This is a genomic window from Mycobacterium kyorinense, from assembly GCF_002101735.1.
In the GTDB taxonomy this organism is placed as follows: domain Bacteria; phylum Actinomycetota; class Actinomycetes; order Mycobacteriales; family Mycobacteriaceae; genus Mycobacterium; species Mycobacterium kyorinense.
Genome location: NZ_LQPE01000162.1, coordinates 1 through 17,132, shown reverse-complemented (window position 1 = coordinate 17,132; position 17,132 = coordinate 1). Strand labels below are relative to the sequence as shown.

Genomic DNA, 17,132 nt, shown 5'->3' with positions numbered 1-17,132 from the left:
CGGGGACACGCCCGCTCGCGGCAGGCCCGGCTATCCCCCGATCAACTCCAGCGTGCCGAGGTCACGGATGGCTTGGCAGCCGCGCGCAAGCATCGTCAGCACCATCTCGTCACCGCGGTCGGTGGCCGTGGCGAATGCAAATCCCAACGCGGAGATCAGCAATGCCTGCGGCATGCCGAGTCGGTAATCGCGCCAACATGTTTCGCGGTCATAGTCGGTGACGCCGTAGCCGCAGAGCGCCCGGTGATACTCGTCGACCAGATCCGCTTCGATCGCTGCGCGTAGTTGCGGCTTGAGGCTGGTCGCGGTGAAGTACGCGAGGTCCCGGGCCGGCAACCCGACGCCGAGCGTCTGCCAGTCGACGACGCTGACCGTGTTGGCGTCGGGATCGAACAGCATGTTGTCCAAGCGGTAGTCACCGTGCAGCAGCGCGAATCGGTCTTGCTCGGCCAACAGCCACGGCGTCACCAAACGCATTGCGGTGGTGAAGGTTTCCCGGTCGACCACGCTCATCCGGCCACCGAGCTTGTCCAGCGTGATGTCCGCACTCATTTGCGCGACCTCACCGAGACCCTGGGCCGACGCTTCGTCGGGCCGCGCGAACGCAATCCCCGGGAAATCCAGCCAGACCGGGTCGCACCAGCTGGGCCCGTGCAGCCCGGCCAGCGCGGTGACGGCCAGCCGTGCCGCCTGCTCACCGCAGCCCCCAAGTTGGTCGCCCTGCACCGCGGGTGCCTGGTCTGCCAGCAGCAGGGCATATTCCATTGCGTCTTCGCTGATCTCGCTGTAGAAACATCGCGGCACCGGCACTTGCACCCGGTCGGCCACCGTCGAGTAAAAAGCGCATTCGCTGCGGTAGCCAATCGTGACGCGGTCGCGCACCGTATCGTCTTGGGCCGGCAGCTTGATCACAAACGTCTCCGGCAGGGCATCAGGATTGCTCGCGTACCGCGCCGACACCCGATAGGTCGCCCCGGTCTGCCCGGTGCCGATAGCTATGACGTCGACGTCGGAGACCTCGACTTGCGTCCGGTCACTGCTGAGTACAGCCGACAGCCACTCGCAGGTGACGTCGTCCGGGTAGCGCGGAATGGCCATAGACCCGCACCTCCCGGTCTTTGATTGACTGACTCGCCAACTGTAGGGCATACGGCACGCGTCGCGGCCGAGTGGTCCGCCTGTCAGGTTCTCAGCCAGACATTCGCTGGCACAGCCGCGGCAGTCCTGGACCCTCGAGCAGGTGCAACAACGCCGTGCGCCCGCAGGTAGCCATCATCAAGGCCGAAACCGGCCCACGAATTTCCGCACCGCTGCGCCAGACCCGAGAAATATCGGTCGCGCGCAGGCTAATCCCACGCAGCCGGCCTAACGGAACAAAGCCGAATGGCCACGGGCCGGTCAGGAAGTCCATCGCCAGCGCCGCTAGCTGCGGGTCAGGACGGAACGGCAGACCGAGCGGAATCGTGATGTCACCACTATGTACCAGAACGTCCGCGAGGGGGTCCAGTGGTCCGAACAACGGCGGACTGATTGGCCGAGCCGCACATCGGTGCAAATTGGCCGCGATCTCGGCGGCCGACAGTTGCGCACCACGCCGTGCCAACTCGTCGATCGCGCGAGCCATGCTGCCCCGGCGTAGGGCGAGCCGCAGAAACGCCGAAGTGCCGTCGGTGACTGTGCTAACGACATGCGCCGCCACGGTTTTGATATCCCAATCCGAGCACAAGCTCGGCGTCGTCAGCTGCGTAGCGTCCAAGCCTTCCAGCAGACTGGCAATCTTGCGTCGCTCGTCGGCGACGGCCGCGAAGACAAATTCGCGGTCCACGACTAGCCCGCCCACGCCTCGAACAACACCGGCAGCGACGTCGGCGAGCGGAATACCTGACCGCGGATGTGCGGGTCGTCGCCGTGGGGGTCGAGCCGCAGGTTCGGTAGTCGGTCGAACATCAGATTGAGCGCCACCCGCATCTCCAGCCGAGCCAAGTGCATTCCGAGACAGACGTGCACGCCGTGGCCGAAACCGATATGCGCTCGCGGCGATCGGAAGATGTCGAACCGGTCCGGGTCGGGGTACCGGTCGTCTTGCCGGTTGGCCGCGCCCAGCATCGGCATCACCGACGACCCCGCGGGGATTGGCACGCCGGCCAACTCGGTATCACGCGTCGCGACCCGAGTGATCGTCAACAACGGCGGTTCCCACCGCACCGCCTCCTCGATCGCCTGCGGCAGCAGTGAGCGGTCGGCGCGCACCGCATCGAGCTGCACGGGGTCGGACAGCAAGCCGAACAACATGTTTCCCAGTGAGCGGTAAGTGGTTTCGACGCCCGCCGGAAGCAACAACCGCAAGAACGAGAAGATCTCCTCGTCGGACAGCTTCTCGCCGTCGATCTCGGCCTGGGCGAGACCGCTGATCAGATCGTCGCGGGGTTCGGTACGCCGCGCTGCGAGGATCGGCGTGAAATAGTCGGTCAACGCCGCAGATGCTGCCCGGCCGCGCTCCGGGTTGACCGTGAAACTCAGCAGTGAGATCGACCAACGCTGGAACTGGGGATAGTCCTCGCGCGGCAAACCCAGCAGGGCGGCAATGACCTGGGTCGGATAGGGAAACGTGAACTCCTTCACCAGATCCGCGCTGCCGCGGGGGGCGAACTGATCGATCAGCTCGTTGCCGACCTTCCCGATCAGTTCGTCTTCCCACCGCGCCAACGCCTTCTGCGAGAACGCCTTTGCCACCAAAGAGCGGTGACGACCGTGTTCCGGCTCGTCCATCCCGAGCATGACATGCTTGCCCAGCACATCGCCGAACGCATCGATGATGATCGCCGACGAGAACGTCTCGTTGTCACGCAGCATCTGCTGGACCTCTTCATAGCGATACACCATGAAGACCGGCTTGGACTCCTCGTGCGGCATTCCCGAGAAGTCGATGCGCTGCACCGGTTCCTCGCGCCGCAATCGGGCCAACTCGGTATAGGGGTCACGAACGTCACCCGAGACAACGTCGTCGAAGGACCCGAAATCCTCCAGATCATCAAACAGCTGCATTCGCGTCCCTTCGGTCAGCCCGCCGGATAGCCCACGGACTTGATCTCGGTGTACTGGTCGAACCCGGCCACACCGTTTTGCCGTCCCACGCCGCTGTACTTGTATCCGCCGAACGGGGTGTCGGCGCCGTACGGAGCGCCACCGTTGACGCCCATGAAGCCGGCTCGAATCCGGCGGGCCACCTCCAACGAATGCTCCAGCGAACCCGACATCACGTTGCCCGCCAGCCCGTACGGGCTGTCGTTGGCGATCCGGATCGCGTCTTCCTCGTCGTCGAAGGGGATCACGGCCAGCACGGGACCGAAGATCTCCTCCTGGGCAATCGTCATCGAGTTGTCGACGTCCACGAAAAGCGTTGGCCTGACGAAGAACCCCTTGTCGAAACCGGTCGGCGCATCCGGCCCGCCGACCAGCGCCGTCGCGCCCTCTTCGACGCCCTTTCTGATGTAGCCCAGCACGCGCTGGCGCTGTTTGTCCGAAATGACCGGGCCGCACAGCGTTCCGGGGTCTTGTGGGTCGCCCGGCATGACGTTCTCGTAGATGCTCTTGAGGATCGCGACACCTTCGTCGTAGCGCGACCGCGGCAGCAGCATCCGGGTCGGGTTGGCGCAGCCCTGCCCGGCGTGCATGCACGGCGCGATGCCGATTGCGCATGCCATCCCGAAGTCGGCGTCCTCCAGCACGATCGTGGCCGACTTGCCGCCGAGCTCGAGGAACAGCCGCTTCATGGTCGCCGCGCCCTTTTCCATGATGCGCTTTCCGACCGCCGTCGAGCCGGTGAACGAGATCAGGTCGACTTTCGGCGACAGCGTGAGCTCCTCGCCCACCAGGTGATCCGACGCGGTGACGACGTTGACGACACCCGCTGGGATGTCCGTCTTGTCGGCGATCAGCCGGCCTAGACGGGTCGCATTGAACGGAGTGTCCGGCGCCGGCTTGAGCACCACGGTATTGCCGGTGGCCAGCGCCTGGCCGAGCTTGTTGATCGTGACCTCGAACGGGAAGTTCCACGGCACGATCGCACCGACCACCCCGGCCGGTTCCCGCCACACCTTGCGCGTGGTCAGCGTCCCGGTGAGGCTGATCGTCTTGTCGCCCAAGTCGGTTTCCCACGGGTACTCGTCGATCAGCTTGGCGGGATAGCGCAGCCCGTCTTCCAACGGAGCGTCCAGCTGAGGTCCGAACGTGATCGCCCGCGGGGCACCGGCTTCGAGGATGAGTTCCTCGCGCAGCTCCTCGCGCTCGGCGTCGATCGCGTCATGCAGTTGCAACAGGCAGCGTTGGCGCAACTTGTGGTTGGTCGACCAGTCGGTCTCGTCGAAGGCTCGCCGGGCCGCGTCGATGGCCCGGTGCATGTCCTCCTTGGACGCGTCGGCGACCTCGCCAATCGGCTCCTCGGTGGCAGGGTTGATGTTGGTGAAGGTGCCGGCCTGGCCGTCGACGAGCTTGCCGTCGATCATCATTTTCGACTCGAAACGGACCTTTACAGCCTCAGTCATGTTTGTCGCTCTCTGTGGTTGGGGGTGCTGCGCAGCGCGCCGGGACGCGGGATGCCCACCGCCAGACGGGTCACCCTATGGAGAGCCTTACTGGAAAGCAGCCGGTTGGCAACCATCAACATGCGGGCGTCGACGCCTACGGCATGCCGAGCAAACGGCGCACGGTCGTCCAACGCCTTGGCCAGGCGCGGGGCGAACCGCTCCGGTGGCCGCGCCAGCAATCGCATCGCTCCGCGACCCCGCCGGTCAATCTTGTTGTGCAACGCCGCGTACGGCCCGCTGACGTCACGGAGGTCCGACGTCCCCGCGTCGGTGATAATGTCGGTGTCGAAGGTCCCCGTCACCAAGATGGTGACGCCCAGCCCGAACGGTGCCACCTCGCCGGCCAGCGATTCGGCCCAGCGTTCCAGTGCGCCCTTGGCCGCCGAGTACGCCGACGTCTCCGGCATGCCCCGCACCCCGCCCTGACTGGAGATCACCACGATGCGCCCGCGCCCCGCGGCACGCATCGACGGCAACAGCGTCTTGGTGAGCAGTACCGGCCCGAAGATGTGGGTGGCAAACATCCGCTCCCACAGGTCCATCGGCGTCTCTTCGAGCGTCCCGGCGGCCGAGATCCCCGCATTGTGCACCAGCGCATGCGGAGCGCCGACGGCCTCCTCGATCGCCTTGCCGGCGGCGGTGACCGAAGCCGCGTCGGTGAGGTCCAGCGGGACGGCGATCAATCGCGAATCATCCACTCCCGCAATAATTTTAGAGCGCAATGCCGCAAGGCCGCGCTCCGGCGTTCGCATGGCGGCCACCACACGCCAGCCCTGTTTGTGCAGGTGTGCTGCGGACGCCAGGCCCAGTCCGCGCGACGCGCCGGTGATGACGACGGTGCGCTGGTCACCCATGGCCGGGCCCACACCGCCCGCCGTCCGCAGGCAGCTCCACATGGGGACGTCCGTTCGGCTGTGCGCTCATCCAAGTCGACCAGATACCGACCGAGTACGGTCCGGATTGCCCGCTGCGCTCGTAGAAGCCTTGGGGGTCATACACTTTGGCCTCCGGATACGGCCACGGGCAGGCGACCGAGGTGGCCGTCCTGGTCCACTTGATGATCGCGAAGCCGGTGCCGTAGCAGAAGTAGGCGAGGTTGATCAGCACGAACATCACCACGAACATGCCGAGTGCCGGCCGGCCGGCGAAAATCCGCGCCCGCTGGGTCAGCTTCTCGGCCACGGTGCGGCCAGTGTCGTCGCGGTAGAGCAGGACACCGGCGGGGATCATCACGAACGTCACCATCACGGTTTCCCAGATGAAGGGAAACTGATAGGTCTCGCCGGTGAACGCCGATCCGAACGGAACCACTTGGGAGTAGATGTAAAAGCCGGTGCGCACCAGTGTCATCTCCAGCATCGCGTCGATGACGATCCCGACCGGCAAGATGATCAAGGCCAGGCTGATCAGTGGATGGCGCCAGACAAACGAGTCGACGGGCCTGCGGGCCTGAATCTTGCGCAGGATCCAGATCGCCGGAAAGTACGGGCCCAGGTAGAACATGATGTACCCGATCACCAGGAACGGCTCCACGGTGGGCGACAGTGACACCAGCGGCCAGTCCTCCGGCCAGTGCCACAGCTCCGGGTTGTACACCGCATACGGCGACCAGTTCATGATGGGGTCCTGCCAGACGATGAGCGTCGTGACGATTCCCATCAGCAGCACAGGGTGTTTGGGGTTGCGCCGCCACACCACCACGTAGACCGCGATGATGATCAGCATCGAGACGATCGTGAAGATCTGGAACAGATCCAGCCAATGGTGGTAGCCGAACAACGGCTCCACCGGCCTTGGCGCCCCGTGGACTTCGGGATTGCGGATGCGCGGCGACACCGCACCCTTGCGGGCGTTGGCGGCGACCAGGGCCAGTAGCACCAGCGCGACCACGACCCACAAGGGACCGGCCCATGAGCGCTGCCGCGGTTCGGCGGGCGTGGCGGCAGCAGTTGCTGTTTGTTCGGCAGTCACGGCTATTCCTCACCGAAGCGGTCGACGAGATGGGAGTTGACGCCGTCGGGGTCGAGCTTGCGGGCCACCAGGTAGCCGGCGCCCATCCAGGCGCGCCGGGTCCAGTTTCCGAACGACACCCGGGTGCCGGGTGCGCCGGAGGCGGCAGGCATCATCTTCACCCGCTCAAGGGCTTCCTTGACCCCTCGCGGGCTCAACGGATGCGCGTCGCTCAAGGCACGTACCAATGTCATCGCGACGTCGCGATTGACAACGGGCACACACCATTCGGGGCGCCGGCCGTAGGCGTCGTGGTAGTCGTCGAGGAACTTCTGCCCGACCGTGTTGCCTTCGTCGTACTGGTCCACACCGATCCAGCCCATGAAGCCGTTCCACATAATCGGGTTGAGCCATGCGTTTTGGAACGCCGTGCTGGTGAACCGGGGCGGATTCCAGTCCAGCGCCTCGAGAGCAGGGTTGATGAAGACAATCCCGAACCCGAAACCGCAGTGCACCAGCGCGCTGGGCTTGGCGTCGTGAACGGTTCGGACCGCCTCGCTGACGTCTTGGGCCGTCTGGGCAATAGCCGCCTCGGCGACGATGCGAATACCTTTGCGCTGGGAGGCTTTACGGAAGTTCTCCAGATAGGTCTTGCCCACCAACGACTGTTCCACGAGAACACCAACTTCGGTGTGCCCGCCCTTGGCCAGCAGGTCCGACCAGAAGATCGGCTCGTCGGTCAGCGATCCCATGGGGAAGGAGAAAACCCACTCCCCCAGCGCCGCATCGGACCCGGTGACGCTGATCGCCGGCACCTTGAAGCGTTCCTCGATGGCCTCCCGGGTGGGCACGACATTGTCGGTGATGTTCGGGCCGAAGACAGCCAGGCATCCCTCGTCGCACAGTTCGCCATAGGCATCGATGACCGCCTTGACCGATCCCTTCGGCAGACCCTCCACCTCGCGGTAGATGATCTCGATGGGTCGGTCGAGCAGCCCTTGTTCGGCGGCTTGCTTGAAGACCAGATCGAACGGCTGCGTCAGGTCTTCGAAATACGACTTCGGAAACCCTTCGGGCAGCCGGAAGTCCATCAGGTAGCCGATCTTGATCGGCTCTGCGGTGCTCTCGTAGGACATCTCGCCTCCGTTGGTGCAGCGCTACGGCCGCCGCCCCACTGTGGAACCTAAAATTTGTTCAGACCCTAGCGCGGCTGGCGTCCGATCGTCAATCATCGTGTCCGCCTTGACCGGGCAGGTACACGTCGATCATCTTGTCCAGACCACTGGTCACCGCGGCGTCGTCGGTGAGCGGCCCGGCGATGGCGGTCCGGGCCGCCTCGCGGGGGCTCAGTCCCTCGGCGATCAGCCGCCCGGCGGCGATCAGCACCCGGGTCGAGGCGACCTCGCGCAGTCCCGCGGTGTCGAGGCGCCGAATCGCCTGCCCGAACCGCACCAACTCAACCGCGGTCTCGTGATCGACGCCTGCCTCGCAGGCAACGATTTTCTCCTCGACGTCGGGCGTCGGAAAACCGAACTCGATGGCCACCATGCGTTGACGCGTGGAGTCCTTGAGATCCTTCAAAACGCTTTGGTATCCCGGGTTATACGAGACCACCAAGCAGAAGCCGGGCGCCGCTTCCAGCGTCACCCCCAGCCGCTCGATCGGAAGCTGGCGGCGATAGTCGGCCAGCGGGTGCAGCACAACGGTGGTGTCCTGGCGGGCCTCCACCACCTCGTCGAGGTAGCAGATGGCTCCCTCGCGCACGGCGCGCGTCAACGGCCCGTCGACCCACTCGGTTTCGCCACCGCGCAGCAGAAATCGGCCCACCAGATCCGCCGTCGTCAAGTCGTCGTGGCAGGCCACCGTGATGAGCGGTCGATCGAGGTCGTGGGCCATGGCCTCGACAAAGCGTGTCTTTCCGCAACCCGTGGGACCTTTGAGCACCACCGACAACCCTTGCCGGAACGCCGCTTTGAACACGTGCTCCTCGTTGCCGACAGGCACATAGTAGGGCCGTGGTGCGTACTTTTGACTAGTCATGCCACCATCCGTCGTCGAAGGTCTGCCGAGGCCAGGGCTGACCGGAACAGCGGACCGATCAGTTGGTTGAGTTGGTCAAGCCGCGGAATGGTGACATGCGCGGCGCTGCCGAATACGCGCTGCAGCTCGGCCACGTCCGTGGCAGCGCCGATGGTCAAGCACAGGCAGCCGGTGCCCCGCCGACGGGCCTCGGCCAGCGCGCGACGCGCGTCAGCCGCGCCGTAGTCGCGTTCGTAACCGTGGTCGTACGCCAACCCGTCGGACAACACGAGCAGCAACCGCCGCGGTGTGCCTGCGCGACGGTCCAATACTGCGGCGCCGTGCCGGATTGCGGCGCCCAATCTCGAATAGCCGCCCGGTGTCAGACCGGATAAACGCCGTATCGCCAGGGCGTCGAGATCGTCGTCGAACCGTTTCACCGGTAGCAGATGCACCGCGGACCGACCTTGGGAATGAAAACCGTACAACGCCACGCGATCTCCCAGATCGTGCAATGCCGCGGTCAAAGCGGCAGCCGCCGTGCGCTGCTGCTCGTGCACGGTATGGCCGATTGTTCCCGGTTCGGCCGACGAACCCGAGATGTCCAGAAGGATCAGGACGGAAAGGTCTCGGCGGCGACGCAGACTGTCGACGTAGACCGCTTCGTCGGGCGCTGACCCGGCAATGGTCTCGACACGCGCCTCGACCGCCGCATCGATATCGACGTCGTCGCCCTGAACCTGGCGATGATATCGGTCGAGACCTACGGCGAGCCGGGCAAGTGCTCGACGCAACCGGTACCCCTCGGACACGCTGATCGACGTGGCGTCGCTGGGTCGAGGCACGACTTCCTGCACGGCGCACCAGTTCGGCCGATATTGCCGGCGACGAAAGTCCCACTCGGGGTACTTGATTCCCGCAGCCTCGTCCGCAAGACCGTACTCGTCGACGTCGACCGTGGCGTTCGATACGACGGCAGTGCCGCCGCCACGCATGCCCGATCGCAACCGGTGCGTCGATGCGTCCGCGCCCGGTGGTCCATTACCGTTGAGCCGGCGCACCGAGTCCAGCATCTTCTTGAGCCACCGGCCGAGACCACCTCCGCCGCCAACCGGGCTGGAGAACAAGTCCGCGACGTCTTCCGGATCGGAGTCCTCGTGCTCTGCCAAGAGCTTGCGCCGCTGTTGTCGAGCAACGTGCTTACCGGATTGGCCTTGATCTCGGCTCTTGCTGGCAACCAACAGCTTTCGCGGATGGATGGTTCCGAATACTGCTGGCGGTTCGCTGCTGACCGCACGGCGGCTCGCCAGAGCCAGCGAACATGCCGGAGAGTCGCCGCGGCCCGCCATATCGCGGTCCACGAGCAACGACACCGCTGCCGGCAGCAACTCCTCGTTGGCCGCGAGCGCCCGATGTCCCTCTATCGCAAGGTATCGCGCGGTCAGGGCAGTCCGCCGACCCAGCCGTCGTGCGATGGTCGGCTCCAGGCTCCCTTCCGCCAAGAGACAGGCTTGAACCGCCACCGCTTGCAACTGGTGCCGCGGGCCGGCGTCGGCGTCGAGAAATATCGTCTTGCCGTCCGTCCACGCCGGCTCACCGGCGCCGGCTGCCGCCACGTCGACACTGCGGCCGGAAACCGCAGACGCCAGCATGCTCCATTGCTGCAGGGCATCGGTTGCAGTGTGGTTCGCCAACGACTCCCTCACCGCCAATGTTGACCAAATATCTGTTCCACCCTAGAGTCCGTGCTGTCCGCAGTCAATCAACTCCGGTGGTGCAGTCGGTTCGGCGTCTGCGAGCGGGTGGGGATCGACGTATTCTCGCAGTGACGCGACGCCCGGCAAAGTCGCTACTGTCTGGTAGCGTTTAACCAAACATTCGGTCAGTGGGCCCTGTTGCGGGAAGCTGTGGAGGTGACGTGGGGCGCCAGCAACCAGCCGCGGCGGCAACCTCCAGCGGCGCCTACGACGACGGGACGCGCCGCACCGAGATCCTGCAGACCGCCGCGTCGCTGATCGCCTCCTCCGGGTTACGCACCTCGCTGCAGGAGATCGCCGACGCCGCGGGGATTTTGCCGGGAAGCCTGTACCACCATTTCGAGTCCAAAGAAGCAATTCTCGTCGAGCTGGTGCGGCGGTATTACGCCGATCTGGAACGCATCGCAGACACCGCGCACCAGAAATTGGACGAACCGGGCTCGCGTCCGGTCGCCGAGACGATCACCGAGCTCGGCTCGGCAATCGCGCGCTGTGCGGTGGCGCACCGCGCTGCGCTGCAGATGTCGTTCTACGAGGCGCCAAGCGCAAACCGCGAGCTGGTGGGATTGCTGCGCCATCCGCCGACCGCCGTCCGCCAAGCGATGCTGCAAACCCTGCGCGCCGGCAGATGGAGCGGCTACATCCGGGCAGACATCGATCTTCCGACATTGGCCGACCGGATGTGTCAGTCGATGATGCACGTCGGTCTCGACGTCATCCGCCACACTGCCGCCGCCGATCAGGCCGCCGCGCTGCTGTGCCGCATCATGCTGCAGGGGCTGGCCAGTCGCCAGCACAGCGACCAAGAATTGGATCGCTCCAATGCATTTGCGGCCGCAGAAGCAGCGATCAAGACATGGCACGAGCAGACCGAATCCGAGGCCAATGACAAAGCGGCACATGTCCGTGCAGTAGCCCGAGCCGAGTTCGGCCGCAAAGGATATGAAGTCACCACCATCCGCGACATCGCCTCGGCGGCCGGCATGGGTACGGGGACCGTGTATCGGCTGATCGGCTCGAAAGACGAGCTACTTGCCTCGATCATGGAGTCGTTCGGCAAAAAGGCCGGCGGCGGATTCGTCAGCGTCCTTCGCGCGGATTCGACGCCTATCGAGAAACTGGACGCGCTGGCCTGGGTCAACATCAACGCGCTGGATCAGTTTCCGGATGAATGGAAGATTCAGCTGGCCTGGATGCGGCAGTCCCCGCCCGATACCCCGAATCCCGGCCTCCTGTTCACCACCCGCCTACGGCAACTCAAAACCCTGCTGTCCGAAGGGATTAGGTCGGGTGACATCCGTGTCGAGACTCCCTCCATCGAGATGCTCGCGAGATGCGTGATGGATGTCATTTGGATGCCCGAAAACATCGTGAGGGACCAGGGGAAGAGCGCGGCACTTGTCCATGCCCGTGACACGGTCGTGCGCGGCGTAGCGCAGCGGGACACCGTCCGCTAGCCGCCGCCCCGAAAATCGGGTATTGAACCAAAAATATGTTCCCCGTAGAGTTTTTGCGGGCCCGCAGAGTGGCGGGCCAAAGAGAAGAGGGAGAACAATGACCGGCATCGACCAATTCCGGTACGACGGCAAGCGAGTGCTCGTCGTGGGTGGCGCCACCGGCATGGGGGCGGCCGCCGCCCAGACGGCAGCGGCGCTCGGTGCCGAGGTGATTGTGATGGATTACGCGCCGGTCTCCTACGAGGCTGCCCGCGAGGTGAGAGTCGACCTATCCGACCGGTCGTCGATCGACTCCGCAATCGACGAGGTGGACGGTCCCATCGACGCCATCTTCTCGGCCGCCGGCGTTGCCGACGGGCCAAAGCTGATGAGAGTCAATTTCATCGGTCATCGCCATCTCATCGACCGGGTTCGGGCCGATGGCAAGCTTTCGCGCGGGTCCGCAATCTGCTTCATCTCCTCGGTCGCCGGGATGGGCTGGGAGAACGACTTGCCGTTGCTTCAGGAGTTCCTGGCCACACCGGACTACGAATCGGCCGACGCCTGGGTCGCGGCCCACGAGCCGGAGGGCATCATCCACTACGGCTTCAGCAAGAAAGCCATCAACGCCTACGTGGCGACTCAGGCCTTCCCCTTGCTGAAAGAGGGCGTACGCATCAACGCCATCTGCCCCGGACCGACCGACACGCCGCTGGCCCGCGCGAATGCCGACCTGTGGCTCACCTTCGCCCAGGATTACCGCGACGCCACCGGCTGCCAGGTCCACACTCCCGAGCAGATGGCCAACGCCATGATCTTCCTCAACAGCCAGGCGGCCAGCGGCATCAGCGGTATCACTCTGCTCGTCGACAACGGACACGTGATGTCCTCGCTCACCGGAGCGTTCCCGCCCGGAAAGCCCATCATGGACCTGATCATGGGCCGCGTTTCGCTCACCTAGAGCGCGTGGCGGGGCAGCGTGATCGGCAGGTCCAGCGAACTCAATAGTCCCGCAGGCGCATCCACCACATAGGGAATCGCGTTGACGACGCGCATGGCGGTGGCCGCCATCGCCCCCCTGCCCGCGGCGTGACCCTCGGCCTCCCCCAGTGTCATCGAGCAATGGATGTCGGGCTCGCCTTCGATATTGACGCGGTATGTGGCGTCGCAGTCGGAGTTCGGCCACTCTGGCGCCACGTCGCGAGCCATCCGAATGATGTGTTCGATCACGATCGCCTCGCGGCCGTCCACCACGCCGGCCGCCCGAGTGGACACCGCCCCGCAGGTTTCCGCCGTGATCGTCCCGAAGGCCACGTCGATATCGCGATAAGTCGGCCGACGCTCGAACATGCCACGGATCTCTTGCACCTCAACGCCTAATCCCTGCGCCATCAGGTGAATTGGTGCGCTCCAGGCCATCTCGATGAATCCGGGGGTGCTCAACATCGGTTCGAAGTCGAGCGGACGACCGAACCCCATCCCGTCCATCATCACGTCGGCAACGGGATAGTGATCGTTGAGCGCCACCTCCGACACCGTGACCGTGCGAATTGTTTTCGACTGCGTCGACAACACCAGCGCAAGCTGGTCCGAGCCGAACCCGGGAAAGATTCCGGAGACATAGAACGACGCGTTTCCGGATTTGGCGGCCGCTTCGAGTTGCTCGCGCCACTCGGCGTGAAAGTAGGCGGGTGGGTACACCAGGCTGGTGGACGACGTCGACGTCACATTGATTCCGGCCTCGAGCAAGCGCAGGTAGTCGGGCACCGCGCCGGCGTCGCGGTCGGGGCCGCTTGCGGTGTAGACGACGCAGTCCGGGCGGAGCGCGACAAGCGCGTCGGCGTCGTCGGTCGCCGTCACACCAATGGCCGCACCACTGGCGAGCTCGCCCGCGTCACGACCGACCTTTTCCGGCGAATGTACCCATACGCCAACAAGTTCGAGGTCCGGGCGACGTCGAATCGCATCGATGGCAATCGAACCGACGCCGCCCGTGGCCCAGACGGCGACTCGAGTTGGTTTCGCGGTCATGTTCCTCCTCAATGCGTTGACACCGCGGCCGCGCGTTCGAGATACGGCCACGCCAGCGCCGGCGGCAGACCTCCGCAGAGCGGCAACAGCGGCAACGCCTTGCCGGCGCGGACATAGTCGGCCGCCTCCGCCGTCGTGAAGATCCGGTACGGGCCCCGCTCTGCACGCAACTCTTCGAGCGTCTCAGCGCGCGAAATGCTTGCCACCGTTTCGTCGCCGTGCCGGTAGGCCGCCGCTGTCTTCGCATCGTGCAGGAGGTATGGCCCGAGTTCCGTCCAGGCCCGGTCCGGATCGTCGGCGACGAACACTGCGGTGGGCGCGCTCCCATCGGGAAATTGCGACATCCCAGGATCGCGCCCATGAGCACGGCATGCCGACTTGTAAAACTCCTTGAGCCTGTGAGGATTTGCCTGCGCGATGAATCCCAATCCGTGGGCGGCCGCCCGGTTGGCGGCGGCTCGGCTGCCACCGGCGATCATGATGTGCGGGCCGCCCGGCGTTACGGGTGGTGGGGTGACGCGAATTCGTCGGCCGTCGTGGCTGACCGTCTCGCCTCTCAGCAGTCGCAGCAGAAGCGCCAGCTTTTCGTCGGCCAGCCGCCCCCGCGTCCGCATGTCGATACCAAAGTGCTGGTATTCCTCGCTGCGGTGGCCGATTCCGAACGCGTAGGAGACGCGCCCGTTGCTGATGATGTCCAGCACGCTCATTTCTTCGGCCAGGCGGACGGGATCCCTGAATGGAATGACCACTGCGGCAAGCATTATGGCCAGCTGTTTCGTTCGAGCTGCGATTGCCGCCGCGAGTATCAGCGGCGAGGGCAGATGGCCGTCGTCGGTGCCGTGGTGCTCGGACAGCACCGCGGCGATCGCGCCGCGCGTCTCCGACCATGCGCACATCTCGATTGCCGCGGCGTAGAGCTCGCTTGTCGGCGCGCCGATGTCGGGCGCCCGCATGTCGAACCGGAGAGTGAACATCAACGCCGTTCCTCGAACCGGTGCTGCGTCAAGAATCCGCTCCCTTGGAGTCGATGGCGCGTCAAGTCACGCAGACTATAACCTAATCTTTGTTCCAACTGCGTGGGGGTGGCGATGCCTGCTTTGCCGATTCGGCCAAGAGGCCCCAAAGTGGACGGTGCACTGGTAGAAAGACGTGCGGCGAGAGGCACGCACGTACCAGCGACCGTGGGAATGGAGGTGGCCGGTGAGAGCCCGGTTCGTCGCGGCCGCGTTGACGGCTTCGGTGTTGGTGACCGGAACTTCCGGTTGCTTCATGCGCTCGGAGAAGGTGCCGCAGAAAACAGCTCGGGTCACCGTCAACAACACCACTCGGACGTCGCACGCCGTCTCCTGTAGTCAGGTGCAATGGCTGCTGACCGCTGACATCGGCGTGGCGCCGGCTCGTGTCCAGGCGGTGCTGCGCCTCGATGCCGACAAACCCAAACCCGAGTCCGTACACATCGACAACTTCGACGGCTTCACCGGCGTCGCCGATGCCGGAGTTGGCAAGGCTAAGGCTGTGTTTGCCGGCGACACCTATACGATCACCGGCACTGCCCAAGGGACTGACCCGAACAATGTCAACACCCCGGCCACGGCTGACTTCAAGATCGAAGTGAGCTGTTGATCATTACCGGATAGATTTACTGCGATGACAAGCACCATCCTGCTCAGCGTCGCTGTGATCGCCTCGGTCCTGTTAAGCCTGTGGCTCGTCCAGCGGGGCGGTCGCAATCGCTGAGGGTTGCCGTGCTTAGTCGGGCGGAGGAGCTCCTTTGGCAATCGCGTCCGCCTCAAGCCGCAGCCTGATCGCCCGCGCCCGCGCCTCAGCGGCCAGCGCTTCCGCTTCGCCGGCCGCCGCCCGCGCCCGCGCCTGGCCAGCCACGGCCTCCGCCTCGGCCGCTTCGGCCCGTGCCCGCGCCTCGGCGGCCAGCGCTTCCGCTTCGCTGGCCTGCGCCCGCGCCCGCGCTCGTGCCCGCGCCTCGGCGGCCAGCGCTTCGGCTTCGCGGGCCTCGGCGCGCGCCCGCTCCTGGGCCGACACAGCCTGGGCCTCAGCCGCTTCCGCCCTCGCCCGCGCCTGGGCTGCCAGCGCTTCGGCCTCGCCGGCCGCGGCGCGCGCCCGCGCCTCGGCGGCCACGGCCTCAGCTTCGGCGGCTTCGGCCCGCTTCCGAGACTGCGCGGCCACGGCTTCAGCGTCAGCGGCTTCGGCCCGCTCCCGTCGTCGCGCCCGGGCCTGGGTTGCCAGCGCTTCGGCTTCGCGGGCCTCGGCGCGCGCCCGGGCCTGGGCCGACACGGCTTGGGCCTCAGCGGCTTCCGCCCTAGCCCGCGCCTGAGTCGACACAGCCTGGGCCTCAGCGGCTTCCGCCCTAGCCCGCGCCTGGGCGGAAGCGGCTTCGGCTTCGGCGGCTTCGGCCCGCTCCCGGGCTTGGGCGGCCACAGCTTCAGCGTCTGCGGCTTCGGCCCGCGCCCGCCTCCGCACCTGGGCCTCGGCGGCTAGCGCTTCGGCTTGGCGCGCGTCGGCCCGCGCCCGCACCTCGGCGGCCAACGCTTCCGCTTCGGCAGCCTCTGCCCGCACTCGCGCGTCGGCGGCCAGAGCTTCCGCTTCGCCGGCTTCTGCCCGCGCCCGCGACTCGGCGGCCAACGCTTCGGCTTCAGCCGCCAAAACTCCGGCTTCGGCGGCCAGCGCTTCGGCTTCTGCCGCCCCTGCCCGCGCCCGAGCATCATCGGCCAGAGCTTCCGCGGCGCCGGCTCGTGCCTGCGCCCGCGCCTCGGTTCTCAATTTCAGCCGGGGGAGCTTCCGCGTGGTCGGTGGTCTCGCGTCGCTGTCGCGGGGTTGGCGGCTGCGTTTCGGCGGGCCCGGCGTGACGTGCGCCGGTCGCGCAACCGCCTTCTTCGGACCGTTGAAGAAATCCACCACACCTAGGGCCAAGCCGGCCAGGCCGATCGTCAATGGCACCGCGAACGCCACCGCGGCACTATCTGGCCAGTTCACCACGGCAGCGTCCTAACGCCGTACCGCGGTAATGAGAAACCCCGCGGACACTCTCGCCGTCCGCGGCTGCCGATCCGATCCACTATCTCTCGGAGACCACAACCACCGCATGATCCCTCTCCCTCGAGGAGATACCGGCATGTAGCGTACTGCCACAGCCCTCACGGCGGCGGGATAACCACTCGGTTTTGGGCAAGATGTCTTTACAAGTCGGGTGCGTTTTGACTGCTTAGCCTGAATCCGTGGATCAGTGATTTGGTGTCGTCGCGGGGCTGATTCTTGCACGAATGGGGCGGTTGGGATTGGCGTGGCATGAGTGATCCGCTGGCCTGCACCAGTTTTCCTTGGGTTCCTCGGGTCGGGCC

General features: G+C 65.6%; 15 protein-coding genes. 3 read left to right on the top strand and 12 right to left on the bottom strand.

What is annotated here, in order from left to right:
• Nucleotides 1–30 precede the first annotated feature (30 nt).
• From AWC14_RS23340 to AWC14_RS23300, 9 genes are all read right to left on the bottom strand, one after another.
• Nucleotides 31–1,098: a phosphotransferase family protein gene (locus AWC14_RS23340; protein ID WP_045373572.1), complete on the bottom strand. Its 1,068-nt coding sequence runs from the start codon at nucleotides 1,096–1,098 to the stop codon at nucleotides 31–33.
• Nucleotides 1,099–1,189: 91 nt separating this feature from the next.
• Nucleotides 1,190–1,825 carry a maleylpyruvate isomerase family mycothiol-dependent enzyme gene (locus AWC14_RS23335; protein WP_045373596.1) on the bottom strand — a complete coding sequence of 212 codons (636 nt, stop codon included), beginning with the start codon at nucleotides 1,823–1,825 and terminating at the stop codon, nucleotides 1,190–1,192.
• Nucleotides 1,826–1,827: 2 nt separating this feature from the next.
• The gene (locus AWC14_RS23330; RefSeq protein WP_045373575.1) at nucleotides 1,828–3,045 is read right to left on the bottom strand and encodes a cytochrome P450; all 1,218 of its coding nucleotides are present in this window, start codon (nucleotides 3,043–3,045) and stop codon (nucleotides 1,828–1,830) included.
• Nucleotides 3,046–3,059: 14 nt separating this feature from the next.
• Nucleotides 3,060–4,544 carry an aldehyde dehydrogenase family protein gene (locus AWC14_RS23325; RefSeq protein ID WP_045373578.1) on the bottom strand — a complete coding sequence of 495 codons (1,485 nt, stop codon included), beginning with the start codon at nucleotides 4,542–4,544 and terminating at the stop codon, nucleotides 3,060–3,062.
• On the bottom strand, nucleotides 4,541–5,440 hold the full coding sequence (locus AWC14_RS23320; RefSeq protein ID WP_045373599.1) for an SDR family oxidoreductase: 900 nt from the start codon (nucleotides 5,438–5,440) through the stop codon (nucleotides 4,541–4,543). The genes AWC14_RS23325 and AWC14_RS23320 overlap by 4 nt, the downstream gene beginning before the upstream one ends.
• Nucleotides 5,433–6,557: a spirocyclase AveC family protein gene (locus AWC14_RS23315; protein ID WP_045373581.1), complete on the bottom strand. Its 1,125-nt coding sequence runs from the start codon at nucleotides 6,555–6,557 to the stop codon at nucleotides 5,433–5,435. The genes AWC14_RS23320 and AWC14_RS23315 overlap by 8 nt, the downstream gene beginning before the upstream one ends.
• A 2-nt stretch (nucleotides 6,558–6,559) precedes the next feature.
• Nucleotides 6,560–7,672, bottom strand: coding sequence for an ABC transporter substrate-binding protein (locus AWC14_RS23310; protein ID WP_045373584.1), 1,113 nt, complete (start codon nucleotides 7,670–7,672; stop codon nucleotides 6,560–6,562).
• 88 nt (nucleotides 7,673–7,760) lie between these two features.
• Nucleotides 7,761–8,576, bottom strand: a complete 816-nt coding sequence (locus AWC14_RS23305; RefSeq protein WP_057003477.1) for a CbbQ/NirQ/NorQ/GpvN family protein — start codon at nucleotides 8,574–8,576, stop codon at nucleotides 7,761–7,763.
• Nucleotides 8,573–10,207 (bottom strand): nitric oxide reductase activation protein NorD, encoded by a 1,635-nt coding sequence (locus AWC14_RS23300; RefSeq protein WP_081968377.1) that lies wholly within the window; start codon nucleotides 10,205–10,207, stop codon nucleotides 8,573–8,575. The genes AWC14_RS23305 and AWC14_RS23300 overlap by 4 nt, the downstream gene beginning before the upstream one ends.
• 266 nt (nucleotides 10,208–10,473) lie before the next feature.
• On the opposite strand from AWC14_RS23300, the gene AWC14_RS23295 reads away from it, so the two are divergent.
• Together AWC14_RS23295 and AWC14_RS23290 are read left to right on the top strand one after the other, a co-directional pair.
• On the top strand, nucleotides 10,474–11,769 hold the full coding sequence (locus AWC14_RS23295) for a TetR/AcrR family transcriptional regulator (protein WP_045385280.1): 1,296 nt from the start codon (nucleotides 10,474–10,476) through the stop codon (nucleotides 11,767–11,769).
• A 97-nt stretch (nucleotides 11,770–11,866) separates the two neighbouring features.
• Complete coding sequence (locus tag AWC14_RS23290; RefSeq protein ID WP_045385281.1) at nucleotides 11,867–12,709, top strand: SDR family oxidoreductase; 843 nt, start codon at nucleotides 11,867–11,869, stop codon at nucleotides 12,707–12,709.
• Here the strand turns inward: AWC14_RS23290 and AWC14_RS23285 are convergent.
• Both AWC14_RS23285 and AWC14_RS23280 read right to left on the bottom strand, forming a co-directional pair.
• Nucleotides 12,706–13,779, bottom strand: coding sequence for an NAD(P)H-dependent amine dehydrogenase family protein (locus tag AWC14_RS23285; RefSeq protein ID WP_045385283.1), 1,074 nt, complete (start codon nucleotides 13,777–13,779; stop codon nucleotides 12,706–12,708). The genes AWC14_RS23290 and AWC14_RS23285 overlap by 4 nt on opposite strands.
• Before the next feature lie 8 nt (nucleotides 13,780–13,787).
• Nucleotides 13,788–14,753 carry an LLM class flavin-dependent oxidoreductase gene (locus AWC14_RS23280; RefSeq protein ID WP_045385286.1) on the bottom strand — a complete coding sequence of 322 codons (966 nt, stop codon included), beginning with the start codon at nucleotides 14,751–14,753 and terminating at the stop codon, nucleotides 13,788–13,790.
• Between the two features lie 226 nt (nucleotides 14,754–14,979).
• Between AWC14_RS23280 and AWC14_RS23275 the strand changes: the two genes are divergently transcribed.
• Entirely contained in the window at nucleotides 14,980–15,402 is a 423-nt protein-coding gene (locus tag AWC14_RS23275) for a lipoprotein LpqH (protein ID WP_052425708.1), read from the top strand.
• A 126-nt stretch (nucleotides 15,403–15,528) separates the two neighbouring features.
• Here AWC14_RS23275 and AWC14_RS23270 read toward each other — a convergent pair whose 3' ends face one another.
• On the bottom strand, nucleotides 15,529–16,767 hold the full coding sequence (locus AWC14_RS23270) for a hypothetical protein (RefSeq protein ID WP_142281808.1): 1,239 nt from the start codon (nucleotides 16,765–16,767) through the stop codon (nucleotides 15,529–15,531).
• Between the last annotated feature and the right edge of the window lie 365 nt (nucleotides 16,768–17,132).